The organism is Pontibacter brevis (assembly GCF_054779655.1).
The window spans coordinates 1-15,805 of record NZ_BAAGXV010000085.1 but is presented as its reverse complement, the minus strand read 5'-3'; the positions used below and the strand labels follow the sequence as shown (position 1 = coordinate 15,805).

Here is a 15,805-nt window from a genome sequence, read left to right as displayed (position 1 = left end):
TTAGTTTCACCTAAGCATTTGGTATCTGAAAAGGCTATAGAATATTTTTAATCTTCGTATAAAAAATATTACTTTCTATGTATTTTTTAAATTATATTGTATTATATAAATTAGGAAATGAAGATACTTGTAGTTGACGATGAAGCTGATGTTCAGCCACTGTTCGTACAGCGCTTTCGTAAAGAGATACGGAACGGAGAACTTAGCTTTTCCTTTGCGCTTTCCGGTGAAGAGGCAGTGTCCTATATGGAGCAGCATCCCTCGGAGGTCGTGCTCATATTATCGGATATCAACATGCCCGGGATGAGCGGTATTGAGTTGCTCCGCAAAATTCGTGGAAAGTTTAACTCACCTCCGCCGGTTGTAATGATGATTACGGCTTACAGCGATGAAGAGAATTACCAGCAGGCAATGCAATACGGAGCCGATGACTTTTTAACCAAGCCATTGGACTTCAGTGCATTAAAAGAAAAGTTTAAAACTCTGGTTATTTAATGGCAAAGATACTCGTGGTAGATGATGAGGCCGACCTGGAACTTCTGATCAAACAGAAATTCAGGCGGAAAATCAGGGAGAACTCCTACAAATTTGTTTTTGCTCAGAACGGTGTTGAGGCACTGAAAAAACTGCAGGAGCATCCTGATCTGGACATTGTGCTCAGTGATATAAACATGCCGGAAATGGATGGCTTGACACTGCTCACCAAGATCCCGGAAGTAAACCCCATCATCAAAGCCGTGATTGTATCAGCTTATGGCGACATGGAAAACATCCGGACAGCCATGAACCGGGGTGCCTTCGACTTTGTATGCAAGCCAGTTAATTTTGACGACCTGGAGCTTACAGTAGAAAAAACAATGCAGCACGTCAACCAGCTGCGGGATACCCTGAAAGCAATCAAGGAAAACAACATTCTTAAAATGTACGTGGATGAGACTGTTCTGAAGTTTATGACGCACAAGGAGTTTGAGAACAGCCTCCTGCTGAATGAGACGATAGAGGCCACAGTGATGTTTATTGATATTTGTGGCTTTACCGCTATCACGGAAAGTGTTCCTGCCAATACTGTCATCAACATACTCAACAGGCTGTTTGACCTGATGGTGAAAGGGGTGATAGCCCAGGAAGGCCATGTAGATAAATTTATGGGCGATGCTGTGCTCGCGGTGTTCCGGGGCGAGTACCATCTGGACCGGGCAATAGATGCAGCCATCGCCATCAGGAAGGAGTTTGAAGCCGTTGAAGAGATAGTGTCTGATGGCACTGTTTACAAACCAAAGGTCTCTATTGGTTTGAGCTCAGGTGAAATGGTATCGGGTAACATTGGTTCGGCTTCACTCAAACGCCTGGACTACACCGTTATTGGCGATGTGGTAAACGTTGCGCAGCGCCTGCAGGCTTCTGCCCAGCCTGGCCAGATAGTTATCACCTCCAATGTGTATGAGAAAGTAAAAGAGTCCTTCATGTGCCGGCAGTTGGGCGAAGTGAAACTCAAAAATAAGTCGAACCCTGTGATGCTCTACGAAGTGCTGGAGTAATAAGAGCATATTCTACTTTATACTTTGCGCCGCAAAACAACCCAAAAAGGAACCTGCGTGATGGCTTCCCTGGCCAGTAGCGCCGGCAGCACCCTACTGTTCTGTTACCACCTGCAAAAACAAGTTTGAGCTACTCCAGTCTTTTCCCTAAACGCCGGCCCGGCTAATAAAGCCCTGTCTTTTAGCTCTAAAAGCCCGTTTGCAGATGCTGCCAGGTTCCTGCTGATACGCTTTTTCGCTATAGCCATAAGGCATTGTAAAGAAAGGTAGCTAATTTAGTGGACCGTTACTTTTGCCACTTCAGATGAGATCAACAGTGAAGACGAGTACTTCAGCACAACCTTTAACCCACTTATTCAGGGGAGGGGGAGAGATGGGAGCCCTCATGCAGGAATATGACTGGAACTCGCACCCCCTGGGTAATCCTGCCGACTGGCCGCAAAGTCTCCAGACAGGTATTCAGATGATTCTGCAGTCCAGGTTTCCGATGTTTATCTGGTGGTCCGATCAGCTGTATATGTTCCACAACGATGCCTATCTGCCTGCTTTAGGTAAAAAGCACCCCAAAGCTCTTGGAGCCAGTGCCCGGGTAATGTGGGCAGAGATTTGGGACCAGATAGGCGCCGTTGCGGAGAACATCCTGAAAGAATCAACTCCTTTTTATGCGGAGGACCTGCTGATCCTGCTGGATCGGAAAGGCTTCCTTGAAGAAACTTACTGGACCTTTTCCTATAGCCCCATGCCAGCTAACGATGGCAGCACAGGAGGGATGTTCTGTGCCTGTAGTGAGGTGACAGGCAAGATTATCGGGGAAAGGCGGTTAAAAGCAATAAAGGAGATAGCCAGAGTTACAGCCCCTTCGCACTCATTGGCCCAGGCCTGCCAGCAAACCTGCGAACTGCTAACGAGCAACAGCAGTGATGTGGCTTTCAGCCTTATTTACCTCTTGGACGGGGAAGGCACAAGCGCTGAATTGTACGGTCATTCCGGAAACTTACCGGCTGCGGCCATGCCACAAAACATCGACCTTGCCCTGGTGCAGGAAAAAGACTGGCCCCTGCAGGCGGTGCAACAAGATGGGCAGCATGTGTTGGTAGAGGACCTGAAAGGTAAATTTGCACATTTGGCCAACGGTACATGGCCTGATGCAGTGGAACGTGCTGTAGTGCTCCCCATCCCGAAGCCCGGAGAAAATCAGCTATATGGCTTTATTGTATTAGGTGTCAGTTTCAGGCTGGAATATGACCTTGCCTACCAGGAATTTCATAAACTGATTGCAGACCAGGTTTCCTCCAACATCTTTCAGGTACAGTCCCGGCAGGAGATTGAGGTGCGGGAACGGGAATTGCGCCAGATGGCCAATTCTATTCCGCACCTGGTGCTAACCTTCACAACCACCGGAGGAGTTGACTACGGGAACCAGCAGTGGTACGAATATACCGGACATACGGAAGAAGAAACGCTGGGCTGGAAGTGGTCAAGAGCCATCCACCCGGATGAAAGAGGACAGGTAAGGGAAGCCGGGCAATATTCTTTGCAGACCGGAAAAGGCATAGAGCTGGATTTCAGGCTCAGAAGGGCGGACGGGCTTTACCGCTGGCACCGCATACATGCCATTCCCGGCCAGGGTGAAGAAGGGAGCATTAACAAATGGTACGGTACCATTACGGATATCCACGACCACCGGCTGGCAGAAGATGAACTACTGCAAAGCAAGATTCAGGAGCAGTCAGCCCATGCCGAGGCCGAGTTGCAACGCGCACGCCTTGAAAGGCTTTTTATGCAGGCTCCCGCTGCTATTTCTATTCTGGCAGGTCCGGACATGGTGTTTGAGTTCATCAACCCAGGATATCAGCAACTCTTCCCTGGTCGCCATTTACTGGGAAAGCCGGTGCTGGAGGCGCTGCCTGAAATACTTGACCAGCCTATCTATACTATCCTGAAGAATGTATATGAAACAGGCGAAACCTTCCATGGCAAGGAAATCAAAGTTCAGCTGGCCCGCTACGAAAACGCCCTGCTTGAAAAGCTGTACTTTAATTTTATATACCAGGCACGGTTAAATCAACAGGGAGAGGTGGATGGCGTGGTGGTGTTTGCGCATGAGGTAACGGATCTGGTGGAGGCCCGCAAAAATGTGGAAAGAAGTGAAGAACACCTGCGGATGGCGTTGGATGCCGGTAACATGGCTACGTTTGATTTAAACATGGTGACACAGCAGACAATCCGGAGTGCCAACCACGATGAGTTGTTCGGCTATGCGTCGGAGCTGTCGGAATGGAACATGGAGGTCCTGCTGAAACACCTGTTGCCGGAAGACCGCCCAATGGTTTCAAAGCAGTATGAGCATTCGCTGGAAACAGGCAGGCTTTTCCTGAGCTTCCGCATCAAGCATGTTAACGGACAATTCCGCTGGATTGAAGGCCACGGGAAGGTGTTCTACGTTAGGGAAGGGCAGCCAGACAGGATAGTTGGGGTCATGACAGATGTGACGGAGCGCAAAATGGCAGAGCAGCAACTGCAGGCCCTTACACAGGAGCTGGCAAAAGCCAATACCGACATACAGGCCCGGAACAAAGAGCTGGCCCTTTCCAATGAGCAGCTGAAGCGCATCAATGCCGATCTCGACAACTTCGTTTACACGGCCTCACATGACCTGCGCTCGCCTATTAATTCCATGGAAGGTCTTATCCTTGTGCTTCAGGACCAGCTGGAGGGCAAGCTAGCGGAAGAGGATTATGTCCTGTTTGAGCATTTAAATAATTCCATGGTGAAGCTCAACCGAACAATAAAGGATCTTTCTGAGATTGTGAAGGCCCAGAAAGACACAGATTTGCCTCTGGAAGCTATCCTTGTTCAGGAAGTGCTGGAAGACGTGCAGACCGATATTCTGGCAGAGGGAGTGGGGCACCAGGTGGCATTTGAATACGATCTGCAGGTGCCGTCGCTTATATTTCCCAGAAAGCACTTGCGCAGCGTATTGTATAACCTGCTTTCCAACGCCATAAAATATCAGCATCCGGATCGGCCACCCCGCATCAAGGTACGTACAATGCAGCAGGAACAACACGTACAGCTTTCTGTTGCAGACAATGGGTTAGGGCTCAACCCCCGACAGCTTAAAAAGCTTTTTGGAATGTTCCAGCGCATGCATCCTCATACAGAGGGCAATGGCATCGGCCTTTATACCATTAAAAGAGTAATAGAAAACTACGGAGGTAAGATCACCGCCGAAAGCAGTGAAGGAGCAGGTTCGACTTTCCACGTTTATATTCCGGGTACCCCAATACATTATGCACCAGATTAACAGCGTATTATTAGTAGATGATGATCCGGCCAGTAGTTACCTTGGCCAGTTTTTGCTCAAAAAGCTTAACAAGCTGCAGCACATTGTTCTTAAAGCGAATGGAAAGGAAGCGCTGGATTTCCTGAAGGAAACCTGCGGACAAAGCGTGTTTCCTGATCTAATATTATTGGACATCAACATGCCCCTGATGGATGGCTTCGAATTTATGGAGCACTTCCGGCTACTATCTGTCAGTAAGCCCGTTCGCGTGGTACTGCTTTCTTCTTCTGTTTCATCCAAGGACATGCAGGCGGCCGAGAGCTTCAGGATAAAAGACTTTATCAACAAGCCACTGACAAAAGAAAAACTGGCGCAGCTTATCGAAGGGTGACGCATTCTCGGTACCATGTGGAACAGACACAAGGCCAGTAAACTGCTTTACAGCTTACTATCCGCCTGTGCTTCTTTTTTGCCCAGTCTCATGCCGGCACCAAAAAGGAGGTGCACCGCTGCATTGGTCACGCGTGCATGGCCGTCTGCCACCGGTACCTGAACGTAGGAAGCCGACGCTCTGCCTTCGCAAAAGGCAAACCACCGGGCTGCAAAGTACAGGCGTTTGCTCACAGCCGCCTCCAGGGTAGGGCCGGAAACATAGTATCCTTTGTTCAGGATTCCCCTGCTTTCCGGAAAGGGCTTATTCCGAACGGTAGACTCAGGATGCGTAATCACAATACCACCTCCGGCTGATAGTGTGAGGCCTTTCTTTTGCCAGAGCCGGTTCAACGTCAGTAAGTTGAAGCCATCTGTTATGGAAAACCGCTGTACTTCCGGGGGCTTGTTCTGGAGTATCAGTTTGTGGTGCGTAAATTTGAGCTCCCATCCTTTCCCTGCTTTCCAGGAGCTAACCCGCACATCATAATAAACCGGTGGTGTGAACGGCTCTGTCCGGTAGTTGGCGCTGAGGCGTATGGGTGTTGCATCAGCCTGCCTGATACTTAGCGGCGTTTTTAAATTATGTGCCACTCCGCCGGCGATGCCCACTTCCCAATGGCGCTCCTGGGCTAAACTACCAAAGGACATCAGTACCAACAGAAGAAAGCTGCTTATATGCACGGGTCTTTTCATTTTATCTCCTCTATCTGCTCCTCATCCGGCACGGCTATATACTGCACCGGAACATGCGCTGTCAGCCACACCTTGTTTTCTGAAAGGAAGAACTGAAAGCCGTCCTTATGCATGTCTGCTGCGTTGATATGTAAAACCACCGGCTCGCCATGCCGTTTCCCGACCTGCAAGGCCGTGGCAACATCAGCCGAAAGGTGAACATGGTGCCGCTTTCTCTTTTCAAGCCCTGTTGCCCTGATGGCAAGTAAATTTTTTGTGCTGGTGCCGTGGTAAAGCACGGGAGGCGGTACCTGTGGTGCATAACCAAGTTCTACTGCTACAGAGTGCCCCTGGTTTGCCCTTATTTTTGTTTTGCTTTCGTTAAAGGCGAACCGCTGCTTGTTGTTTGTATCCACCACATGCTGCAGTACCTCAGGGGTAACAGCCATGCCTTTGCTGTTCATTTGGCGGAGCAGGAACCCGACATCCGTCCAGCCCAGCTCATCCAGTTTTATGCCCAGTTGTTCAGGCCGGTGCCGGAGCACCAGGCTCAGAAACTTGCTCAGGCGAATGCTTTCTTTCTCGTTTAACATAAGCACAAATTTGTTTAGTCCCTTTTCTCAGCTGGTGTTACCAGGGCTCTTCCTCGCCTCCAATGCTTCCTGTGCTGTTTCCGAAGCCTTTCTGGGGGCTGTAGGGAGTGCCTCTACCCTCCAGGTGGTCCCGCATGTCTCTATCCAGTTTCAGCCGGTCCAGTCGCATGAATTCAACCCAGAGTTGTTTGTCTCTGGCTGTCATCCTATCTATCAGTTCGCTCAGTTGTAATTGTTTGCCTTCTGCCACTCTCTCTACCAGGTAAGGGTTTGTGCCGAGTAATTCGTTTATTCTTTGGCGGAAGTGGGCATTCAGCAGGTTGTACTTTTCATCGTCCCATTCATTTGTGTTTCTTTCTGCAGGCATATATCGCTTTTAATAGAAGTATTAAATAAATCAGGTATACTTTGATCTGCTGATACGTTAGCTTACGTAACGCTGCACGAACAGACCTCAGAAGCTACAGTATACGCGGGGCAGGTTTTCTGGAGGAAAGGTTCGGGGCCAGCATTTCGCTGCCGGCACAACGCATCGCTTACTATCTAAACGCAACAAATGCATAAAATGCTACGGCATGCACGCACATGGCTGTAAAGGAAAGACACAAACACATCGTTCACCTGCTTGCCCGTTACGGGTGCTTTTCTATCGGGATGGTTTACCTCCTGGTAGGGTCCATTGCTGTTTTATCTTTTCTTAAGATGTCCGAAGATGCTGCGGATGAAGCGCGCATGGTCGAGGTTATAATGGATGTGCCTCTTGGAGAAGTCTTGTTGTGGAGCATCGTCGTGGGCCTTGGGGGCTACATTGTATGGCGGGTATTTGAGGCCGTAACAGACCCTTATGAAATGGGAGGAGATTCTTTCGGACTGGCAAAGCGAACAGGTATCGCTTTGAGCGGCTTTGGCTATGCCATGGTAGCTTATACAGCCATACAAATTATGATGGGAAACAACCAGGGTTCTGAACAGGAAACGCAGTTTTTTATTGCTGAGGTTTTCACCTGGACCGGGGGGCGGTGGTTGGTAGGCTTATCGGGCCTTGTTACCGCGCTAACAGGCCTGGTACAGTTTTATTACGTGATAAAGGGCAACTACATCCAACGCATACATATGGATGCCTTTTCTGAGGGGTGGCGAAAAGTCGTTCATTCCTTAGCCTGGGCTGGTTTCTGCGCCCGGGGAGTTCTCCTGTTAGTGCTGGGCTATTTCTTCATCAAGGCAGCCATACAGGTGGATCCGCAGGAGGTGGGGGACACTGACAGCGCTTTCGATTTTATAGGAGCAGGAGGCAGCACGCTGGGAGACATTGCCTTTATGGTGGTTGCCTTCGGCACAATCGCCTATGGCATTTTCATGTTTGTGTTCGGCATTTTTCACCAGTTCAAAAAAGAATATGATTAGCTGGTGCGGTGGGTGCCGCCTTTCCTTCCAGTGCCGGAAACCACCAGCACATAACTCGTATCGCCAGCGTGAAGCACGAAGACAGCCCCTGGTCTGAAATTTTTTCAGCCGGTGTCCGAACTTCTGTCAGAAAATCTGTCAATTTTTCACCAATTACAAATTGGTAAGCGACTTGCTATAAGTTAGTTAGCTTTTATACTCATGATTTACTTGAACAGACTTAACGTTAAATTAATGAAAGGAGGGTATTATTATGGGAGCATTAGCAAAGCAAGGCAGAAACCTGTTTCCTTCCATGCCATCACTCTTTGATGATAGTATGATGAGGGATTGGTTTAACTGGCCGTTTAACAATAATACAGAGCGGGGCTCTGTTCCGGCTGTTAACGTCAGAGAGACCAAAAACAGCTTCGAACTCGAAGTAGCTGCTCCGGGTATGGACAAGCAGGATTTTAAAATAGAGCTGGATAACAACATGCTCATTATCTCTGCTGAAAAAGAAAACAAGCAGGAGGAGCAGGACGATAAGGGTAATTTTACCCGCAGAGAGTTCAGCTACCAGTCATTTACCCGCAGTTTCAGTCTGCCTGAAAGACTGGTGCAGGGCGACAAGATCTCTGCTAAATACAAAGATGGGATTCTCTGCATCACAGTTCCTAAATCAGAGGAAGCCAAAGAGAAGCCGGTTAAAAAGATAGAAATTTCATAAAAAAAGGCGGTGTTTACCGCCTTTTTTTATGCCCTGCAGAAAGCTTAATCCACAAAACATCGCAATCATCTTTTACGTCACCATTTGCCCGGATAAAAACAACGAGGCAGTAGTGCCCGGAAAAGCGGGAAACCTGTGCTGATTTTATTATATTGATTTGAATTTTATAGGCAATCAGACTTCAGTCATACCAACTGCGCTCCTGTTTTGAGGGCGGTTTCTACAGCAGCTACTAAATGAGAAAAAAGCTTTTATGGATGGCCCTGCCTCTTGCCGGCGTCCTTTCTGTTTCCTGTGTAAAGCAACTGGTATCGGAACGGGAAGCAGGTGTAAAAAACAGCGACTGGCGTACGTATGCCGGAAGCAAGGCAGGTAACCGCTACTCTTCAAACGAGCAGATCACCCCGGATAATGTTAGCCAACTGGAAATAGCGTGGCAATACAGTACAGGCGACAAAGACCCTAATAATCGTTCCCAAATACAGTGCAACCCGATTATGGTAGACGGCGTGCTCTACGGCACATCCCCCTATCTGAAGCTGTTTGCCCTGGATGCCGCCACTGGTGAGCAGAAATGGCTGTTTGATCCGGCCGATGCCGGTAACAACCCGGACGGAAACATGGCCTGGTTTCACCAGATCAACCGGGGGGTGGTGTATTGGGAGAGTGACGGTGGGGAGGAAAAACGCATCCTATACAGTGTAGGCCCCAAACTTTTTGCTGTAAATGCCACAGATGGTGCACTCATAGAAAGCTTTGGCAAAGGTGGCTACATCGACCTTTCCATTGGCCTAGACAGAGAAGGAACAGAAGATGATTATATAGCCGGCACCACTCCCGGTGTCATCTACAAAGATTTGCTCATCATGGGCATGCGTGTAACCGAAGACGGCGATGCCGCACCCGGCCATGTCCGTGCTTTTGATGTGCGCACTGGCGAGCGCCGCTGGATTTTTCATACCATTCCCCACCCGGGAGAAAGGGGGTATGAAACCTGGGAAGATCCGGATGCCTGGCAGAAAATAGGTGGCGCCAACAGCTGGGCGGGCATGTCGCTGGATGAGGAGCGGGGTATTGTCTATGTTCCTACCGGTACAGCCGGGCCTGATTTCTACGGCGGTGTACGCAAGGGGCAGAACCTCTTTGCCAATAGCCTGCTGGCCCTGGATGCGGCCACCGGGAACTATATCTGGCATTACCAGGTGGTGCACCACGACCTGTGGGACCGAGACCTGCCTGCCAACCCAAACCTAGTTACCATTACCAAAGAGGGTAAAAAAATAGATGCCGTTGCCCAGATTACGAAGCACGGATATGTTTTTATGTTCAATAGAGCTACCGGCGAGCCGATTTTCCCAATTGAGGAAAAGGCAGTTCCAACCAATGGCCTGCCTGGGGAAAAGGTGTGGCCATCACAGCCTATCCCGACACTGCCTGAGCCCTTTGCCCGGCATAAGTTCGAGGAGGAGGATGTGTCGGACCTGACGCCGGAAACACACCAGCAGCTGCTGGGAAAGTTCAGGCAGGTGCAGCACAAAGGAATGTTTCACCCACCCAGCAAGGAAGGCAGCTGGATTTTCCCCGGCTATGATGGGGGAGGGGAGTGGGGTGGCGCTGCTGTCGATCCGGCCTCGGGCATCCTGTATGTGAACAGCAGTGAAATGCCCTGGATACTCACCATGATAGATGTGCCGAAGGAGTCCACAAAGGATTTGTCGTTGAAGGGCATCGGTAAAACAGTTTATAATAAATATTGCATCTCCTGCCACGGCACAGAACTCAAAGGGAATGGTACTTCTATTCCGGCCCTGGTTGAGCTGAACAAGCGCATGAACGAGGAACAGGTGAACCATATCATTCAGTCGGGGCGTAACATGATGCCTGCTTTCCGGCAGATATCGGAAGGGGAGCGCATAGCCTTGATTTCCTTTCTTTTGAATTCAGAAGAAAAGGAAGCACATGCCAGATTGGAGCTGGCAAAGGAGGTTGGCGGGGCAGAGGCTGATAACATCGCAGGGCCAAAGAATATTATCGGGGATATACCTTATGTATCAACCGGGTATCACCGTTTCCTGGATAAGAACGGTTACCCGGGCATCAAGCCGCCATGGGGGACCCTGAATGCGGTTGATTTGAATTCCGGAAAGCTTCTGTGGAAGGTGCCGCTGGGAGAGTACGAGGAGCTGACAAAGAAAGGGGTGCCACCAACAGGCACCGAAAACTACGGTGGACCCTTGGTAACAAAAGGAGGCCTGGTGTTTATTGCCGCCACTAAGGACGAAAAAATCAGGGCTTTTGATAAGAAAACAGGAAAGGTACTGTGGGAGGCGAAGCTGCCTGCGGCAGGTTATGCCACACCCGCCACTTACAGCCTGAACGGCAGGCAATATGTTGTGATTGCCTGCGGGGGCGGTAAAATCGGCAGTCCCTCCGGTGACCAGTATATTGCGTTTGCACTGCCGGAAAGTACCAGGTAGTACGCACTCGCGCGCATGGATTCGCCTGATGTGGGAGCATTCCTTTGCCGTATTCTGTAAATAATATATTGTATGGATTGCTTGAAGTACACGGGCGCAATTTCTTGATAAAGAAAACTTAAATACTCCTCAGATGACCTCTAAACTTTTAACTCTTGGATGCGCCGCAGTGCTGTTACTGGGCATCCGCCCTGCTGAAGCGCAGCATTTCCGGGTAAGCGATAACCAGCGTTTTCTAGTGAAAGCAGATGGCACACCTTTCTTTTACCTGGGTGATACCGCCTGGGAGTTGTTTCACAGGCTGAACCGTGAGGAGGCAGATCTGTACTTAAAAAACAGGGCTGAAAAAGGATTTACCGTCATTCAGGCTGTGGTGCTGGCAGAGGTTAACGGCCTGCGGGACCCAAACCCCTACGGCGATTTGCCACTACATAACGAGAACCCTACCAAGCCAAATGAAGCTTATTTTCAGCATGTAGATTACATTGTGAACAAGGCCGAAGAACTGGGGCTGACTATTGGCATGCTGCCTACGTGGGGCGATAAACTGTACAAGCACAGTTGGGGCGTAGGGCCCGAGGTTTTCAACACTTCCAACGCGAGGGTCTTTGGGGAGTACATGGGCAGGCGTTATAAAGATAAGCCTATCATCTGGATATTGGGCGGAGACCGTAACCCGCGCCACGAGCAGGATGAAGCCGTTTGGCGTGCCATGGCAGAGGGCATTACAACCGGGGCAGGCAATGGTGAGGCCGGGAAGGTGCTGATGACGTACCATCCGCAGGGTGGTGCCGGTTCCTCCACCTGGTTTCATAACGACTCCTGGTTAGACTTTAACATGTACCAGACAGGCCACTGCCGTGATGCGAAGGTGTATGAGCATATCAGCCGCGACTATAACCTGAACAACACCAAGCCAACCATGGACGGTGAGCCTATCTATGAGGACCATCCCGTTTGCTTTAACGCGAAAGAGCTGGGCTATTCGGAGGCGCATGACGTACGCCGTGCCGCGTACCAGGACTTGTTTGCAGGTGCTCATGGTCACACCTACGGCTGCCACGACATCTGGCAGATGTATACGCCGGAGCGGAACGCTATCAATGGTCCCAGAAGATCATGGAAAGAGGCATTGGATTTACCCGGAGCTTCTCAGATGACGCATGTCCGGACACTGATAGAATCGCGGCCTTTCCTGACCCGGATCCCAGACCAGGGGCTGGTGCGGGAGGCCTATGCTGGCTCCGAGCGCATTCAGGCTACCCGGGGCGAGGACTTTGCCTTTATTTACAGTACTGCAGGCAAGCCTATTGATGTGAATATGGGGCTGATATCCGGTAAGCATGTGAACGCCACCTGGTTTGATCCGCGTACGGGCCAGTCCACATTTATCGGCAAGTTCAGGAACACAGGCACCAAAGCCTTTACGCCACCTGGTAGCGGCCCTGATAATGATTGGGTACTGATACTCGATGATACAAAAAAGAAGTATGCAGCTCCAAGGAGAAAAGAAGTATAGGATGTTTTTGTAATATAACTTTGCAAACAAAAAATATAATTTTCTAAATGATATAAAGTGCAGCGCACCTGTAAGTGGTCTGGTGTAAGCAGTTGATTATTAGTTTTGAGTGTTGCCTGAAGGCACAGAACTGGTAGACTTGATAAGAGGTGCCTCATGGACCTGGAGGATGGGTGGCACGCAGATACCTGCTATAAGGGAATGGTTTTGGTGCCCTGCAAAGCCGTTACATCTCCGCGTTATACAAACCGGAGGAATTTTATGCTTTAACTTATATCTTATTGCCTTTAAACACGTAATAAAGAATAGGTACATACGCATATATCGCTGCTTCTAAACCTGATCTAAATCATACAGGTGCCGGGCAAATCTGTTGATATTGCCAAGCACACACACTGGGCAAGAATGCTCACTATATTGTAAGGCATTTAAAAGAAGCAAACGCCCTGGGCTTTTGATGCCTGCCATGCGAAATGCCGGGAAACTACCTGGCCCTGGCATTTCGCTGTTACCTCCTGTCAACCTGGGTTGCCTTGTCCTGCTCAGGTTCTTCTCCCTAATGTGTTGCGTTACAACCGGACCATGAGCAGTTACCGCACCCCCAGCATCTGAATCTTACTCCTGTCGGATAGGTAGCATTCGAACAGGTTTAGCCCCCATCCCAGCCATTATGCTGGCTTTCCAACATGTACTATGAACTTCGGCACTATTTGCTGCAGACAAGTCGCTATGCCCCAAAAGCCGTTTCTTACCTGCCATGGTACACCTGCCACTCCTACACACCAGGTGCTCCTGCCACACTGGCTGAGCCTTTCTTTTGAGTTAGTAATGAATGAAACAAGTCCTACACATAACCTTAATAAAGTTGAGAGATGAAAGTAGAACAATTTACAACAAACAATGGCCTTGTACAGGCAGAGTTGGCGGAATTGCGTGAACGGATAAAAGGCAAAACCTTTTCTGATGTGGTGGATGACGAAGGGCATCAGTATGTGGACCTGGTGATGGAAGGCGGTGGCATGCTGGGTATTGCCCTGGTGGGGTATGTGTATGTGCTGGAGCAGGTGGGGTTAAGGTTTCTGCAGTTAGGAGGAACCTCTGCCGGTTCTATCAATGCCATGCTGATGGCGGCCGCCGGACCTAAAAACATGGACGCCAGCACCTGGATTCTGGAAGTTCTGGCAAATAAAGACTTTAATGAGTTTATGGACGGGGACTCAGACGCCAGGGATTTTGTGGACGCAGTCAAGTCAGACAGCAGCATCAAGAAGCTTATCTGGAAAGGAGGGCAGGTGCTGGACAACCTGCGGGACGATTTCGGACTGAACCCCGGGCAAAACTTCCATGACTGGTTGTCGGCGCTCCTGAAAGAAAAGGGAGTGGACACCTGGGGAAAACTGAGGCAACTCAGGGCACAGGGTAATGAAAAACTGAGGCGCAGGGATGGCAGTACTTTCACTTCAGATACTGCAGGCCGGTTGGCCCTTGTGGCAGCTGACATTACCACACAAACCAAGGTGAATTTCCCAACAATGGCAGACTTGTACTGGGCAGATCCTGAGCAGGTGAACCCGGCAGATTTTGTTCGGGCCTCTATGTCCATTCCGTTCTTCTTCCATCCTTTCCGTGTTAAGAACCTGCCGTTTGGCGTGGCTGAGCTAAAAAAATGGAGAGACATTGGGTATACTGGCAACGTACCTGACGAAGTCTTCTTCATAGATGGCGGCATCAACTCCAACTTTCCAATCGATCTCTTCCACGACAACACGAGGGTGCCGGATGCCCCCACTTTTGGCGTGAAGCTGGGAACAGACCGGGACAGACCCAAAGTCATAAGCAAATTCCCCCACCTGATTGGCGCTATTTTCGACTCAGCCCGGCAGGTACATGATTTTGATTTCATTACCAACAACCCTGATTACAAACACCTGGTGCACTGCCTCGACACACACCACTATAACTGGCTTGACTTCAGCATGCCGGATGAGGAGAAACTTCGGTTGTTTGAGGTAGGGGTGAGAGGGGCCGCCAACTTCCTGATAAAGTTTGATTGGGAAAAGTATAAGGAACTGAGGGCAACTATGGTGACACTGAAACATAAGTCTGACGACATGGTAGCCAATGCCGCTGTGCAGAAATTGATAAATGAAGTGAAGCCGGATATTCAGGACACTACCAGGGTTGGGGAGTAAAATGAGGTGGTTGATAAACACAAACCTGTTATTCAGTGAATTAACAGGTTTGTGTTTATCTTAAAGATTAAGTTATTGGTGGCTGAAACTGCTCTTTTCCACATTCTTAACTAGGCACAGAAAGCAACTGTTGGAAGGTTTTCTCTACAGATAAGAGATGCCTCTTTACACCTGGACTGGTGCAAATGCAACCTTGTGCTAAAAAGGATGACGGTTTTGAAAACGATCAGGCCAGAGGCTTTAATATAACTCTCGCTTGCAGAACGCCAGCGAAGGGAATTTGAAATGAAGCAGCCCCAGTCTAAAAATGATGTTACGCTATGCAGTACTTTCTGAAACAGCTAAAGCAAATGTTAAAGGGGAAAAGCTCCCGGTCTGCTTTTCATTTTGAGGTGGAGTGGGGGATTTTACAATGGCGTTCCAGGAAGCGTCGGGACTTGCTGCTTCCTATCAGCCTGAAGCATACACAAACGCAGGCAAGCCCCACAGAAAGGTTCCTGGAGTCAATCAGTCTTCTACCATTACACTGAAGCGAGGTATTGTTTCCTCAGTTTAGGATTATGAGCAGATAAAGCGCAGTGTAGTATTCCCGGAGAAGGAAGGAAAAGACCTGGTGATTCGCCTCCTGGATGAAAAGCAACATTTGATTGCTGTCTGGAAAGTTTCTGCTGCCTGGCCCACCAAGGTGGAGGGGCCAGGTCTTGCATCGGGTGGCAATGAAGTAGTTGTAGAAACGATTGAGCTGGCTCATGAGGGACTATGTATTGAAGGGGAATAAGCACCAAGGCCGCTGGTGCTGAACCTGGCTTCATGTTCAGGGAACAGTGGGTTTTGGAGTGGAACGCCCGCTTTAACAAGGTCTTGTGCTTTTCTGTGGGAGACTAGGCTGCGTTGACAATTATAGCAGCAGTGTCATGGCTGCAGCCAGGTGCAGGAATGCCAGAAAGCTAGAGGCAGTCTTGTCGTATCGGGTGGCGATGCGG

General features: G+C 49.5%; 13 protein-coding genes and 1 pseudogene. 11 read left to right on the top strand and 3 right to left on the bottom strand.

Going from position 1 to position 15,805, the window contains the following annotated elements; all coding sequences use genetic code 11:
- Positions 1-117: 117 nt before the first annotated feature.
- The 4 genes from ACYVB1_RS18245 (at position 118) to ACYVB1_RS18230 (ending at position 5,215) form a co-directional block, all read left to right on the top strand.
- Positions 118-495 carry a response regulator gene (locus ACYVB1_RS18245; RefSeq protein ID WP_460925237.1) on the top strand — a complete coding sequence of 126 codons (378 nt, stop codon included), beginning with the start codon at positions 118-120 and terminating at the stop codon, positions 493-495.
- Entirely contained in the window at positions 495-1,538 is a 1,044-nt protein-coding gene (locus ACYVB1_RS18240) for an adenylate/guanylate cyclase domain-containing protein (protein WP_460925236.1), read from the top strand. The genes ACYVB1_RS18245 and ACYVB1_RS18240 overlap by 1 nt, the downstream gene beginning before the upstream one ends.
- A 316-nt stretch (positions 1,539-1,854) precedes the next feature.
- Positions 1,855-4,845 carry a PAS domain-containing protein gene (locus ACYVB1_RS18235; RefSeq protein ID WP_460925235.1) on the top strand — a complete coding sequence of 997 codons (2,991 nt, stop codon included), beginning with the start codon at positions 1,855-1,857 and terminating at the stop codon, positions 4,843-4,845.
- Entirely contained in the window at positions 4,832-5,215 is a 384-nt protein-coding gene (locus tag ACYVB1_RS18230; protein WP_460925234.1) for a response regulator, read from the top strand. The genes ACYVB1_RS18235 and ACYVB1_RS18230 overlap by 14 nt, the downstream gene beginning before the upstream one ends.
- A gap of 47 nt (positions 5,216-5,262) precedes the next feature.
- Here the strand turns inward: ACYVB1_RS18230 and ACYVB1_RS18225 are convergent, their stop codons facing one another.
- From ACYVB1_RS18225 to ACYVB1_RS18215, 3 genes are read right to left on the bottom strand one after another with little or no spacing between them, the layout of a single operon-like run.
- Positions 5,263-5,949, bottom strand: a complete 687-nt coding sequence (locus tag ACYVB1_RS18225) for a hypothetical protein (protein WP_460925233.1) — start codon at positions 5,947-5,949, stop codon at positions 5,263-5,265.
- The gene (locus ACYVB1_RS18220) at positions 5,946-6,521 is read right to left on the bottom strand and encodes an RNA 2'-phosphotransferase (RefSeq protein WP_460925232.1); all 576 of its coding nucleotides are present in this window, start codon (positions 6,519-6,521) and stop codon (positions 5,946-5,948) included. The genes ACYVB1_RS18225 and ACYVB1_RS18220 overlap by 4 nt, the downstream gene beginning before the upstream one ends.
- 37 nt (positions 6,522-6,558) lie before the next feature.
- Positions 6,559-6,888: a hypothetical protein gene (locus ACYVB1_RS18215; RefSeq protein ID WP_460925231.1), complete on the bottom strand. Its 330-nt coding sequence runs from the start codon at positions 6,886-6,888 to the stop codon at positions 6,559-6,561.
- Between the two features lie 218 nt (positions 6,889-7,106).
- Here ACYVB1_RS18215 and ACYVB1_RS18210 point away from each other — a divergent pair, with 218 nt between their 5' ends.
- The 7 genes and pseudogenes from ACYVB1_RS18210 to ACYVB1_RS18180 all read left to right on the top strand — a co-directional run bounded on the left by ACYVB1_RS18210 (position 7,107) and on the right by ACYVB1_RS18180 (position 15,600).
- Positions 7,107-7,925, top strand: coding sequence for a DUF1206 domain-containing protein (locus ACYVB1_RS18210; RefSeq protein WP_460925230.1), 819 nt, complete (start codon positions 7,107-7,109; stop codon positions 7,923-7,925).
- A gap of 295 nt (positions 7,926-8,220) precedes the next feature.
- Positions 8,221-8,634 (top strand): Hsp20/alpha crystallin family protein, encoded by a 414-nt coding sequence (locus tag ACYVB1_RS18205; protein ID WP_460925229.1) that lies wholly within the window; start codon positions 8,221-8,223, stop codon positions 8,632-8,634.
- Between the two features lie 236 nt (positions 8,635-8,870).
- On the top strand, positions 8,871-11,111 hold the full coding sequence (locus tag ACYVB1_RS18200; protein WP_460925228.1) for an outer membrane protein assembly factor BamB family protein: 2,241 nt from the start codon (positions 8,871-8,873) through the stop codon (positions 11,109-11,111).
- Positions 11,112-11,244: 133 nt separating this feature from the next.
- The gene (locus ACYVB1_RS18195; RefSeq protein ID WP_460925227.1) at positions 11,245-12,630 is read left to right on the top strand and encodes a glycoside hydrolase family 140 protein; all 1,386 of its coding nucleotides are present in this window, start codon (positions 11,245-11,247) and stop codon (positions 12,628-12,630) included.
- 686 nt (positions 12,631-13,316) lie between these two features.
- Complete coding sequence (locus tag ACYVB1_RS18190) at positions 13,317-13,451, top strand: hypothetical protein (protein WP_460925226.1); 135 nt, start codon at positions 13,317-13,319, stop codon at positions 13,449-13,451.
- A 51-nt stretch (positions 13,452-13,502) separates the two neighbouring features.
- The gene (locus ACYVB1_RS18185; protein WP_460925225.1) at positions 13,503-14,822 is read left to right on the top strand and encodes a patatin-like phospholipase family protein; all 1,320 of its coding nucleotides are present in this window, start codon (positions 13,503-13,505) and stop codon (positions 14,820-14,822) included.
- Between the two features lie 412 nt (positions 14,823-15,234).
- Positions 15,235-15,600, top strand: a pseudogene (locus tag ACYVB1_RS18180) (phage tail protein).
- Positions 15,601-15,805 lie beyond the last annotated feature (205 nt).

Coding starts and splice junctions, on each gene's coding strand:
- ACYVB1_RS18245 (WP_460925237.1), top strand. CDS start 118: ATGAAGATACTTGTAGTTGACGATGAAGCTGATGTTCAGCCACTGTTC.
- ACYVB1_RS18240 (WP_460925236.1), top strand. CDS start 495: ATGGCAAAGATACTCGTGGTAGATGATGAGGCCGACCTGGAACTTCTG.
- ACYVB1_RS18230 (WP_460925234.1), top strand. CDS start 4,832: ATGCACCAGATTAACAGCGTATTATTAGTAGATGATGATCCGGCCAGT.
- ACYVB1_RS18225 (WP_460925233.1), bottom strand. CDS start 5,949: ATGAAAAGACCCGTGCATATAAGCAGCTTTCTTCTGTTGGTACTGATG.
- ACYVB1_RS18220 (WP_460925232.1), bottom strand. CDS start 6,521: ATGTTAAACGAGAAAGAAAGCATTCGCCTGAGCAAGTTTCTGAGCCTG.
- ACYVB1_RS18215 (WP_460925231.1), bottom strand. CDS start 6,888: ATGCCTGCAGAAAGAAACACAAATGAATGGGACGATGAAAAGTACAAC.
- ACYVB1_RS18210 (WP_460925230.1), top strand. CDS start 7,107: ATGGCTGTAAAGGAAAGACACAAACACATCGTTCACCTGCTTGCCCGT.
- ACYVB1_RS18205 (WP_460925229.1), top strand. CDS start 8,221: ATGCCATCACTCTTTGATGATAGTATGATGAGGGATTGGTTTAACTGG.
- ACYVB1_RS18200 (WP_460925228.1), top strand. CDS start 8,871: ATGAGAAAAAAGCTTTTATGGATGGCCCTGCCTCTTGCCGGCGTCCTT.
- ACYVB1_RS18195 (WP_460925227.1), top strand. CDS start 11,245: ATGACCTCTAAACTTTTAACTCTTGGATGCGCCGCAGTGCTGTTACTG.
- ACYVB1_RS18190 (WP_460925226.1), top strand. CDS start 13,317: ATGTACTATGAACTTCGGCACTATTTGCTGCAGACAAGTCGCTATGCC.
- ACYVB1_RS18185 (WP_460925225.1), top strand. CDS start 13,503: ATGAAAGTAGAACAATTTACAACAAACAATGGCCTTGTACAGGCAGAG.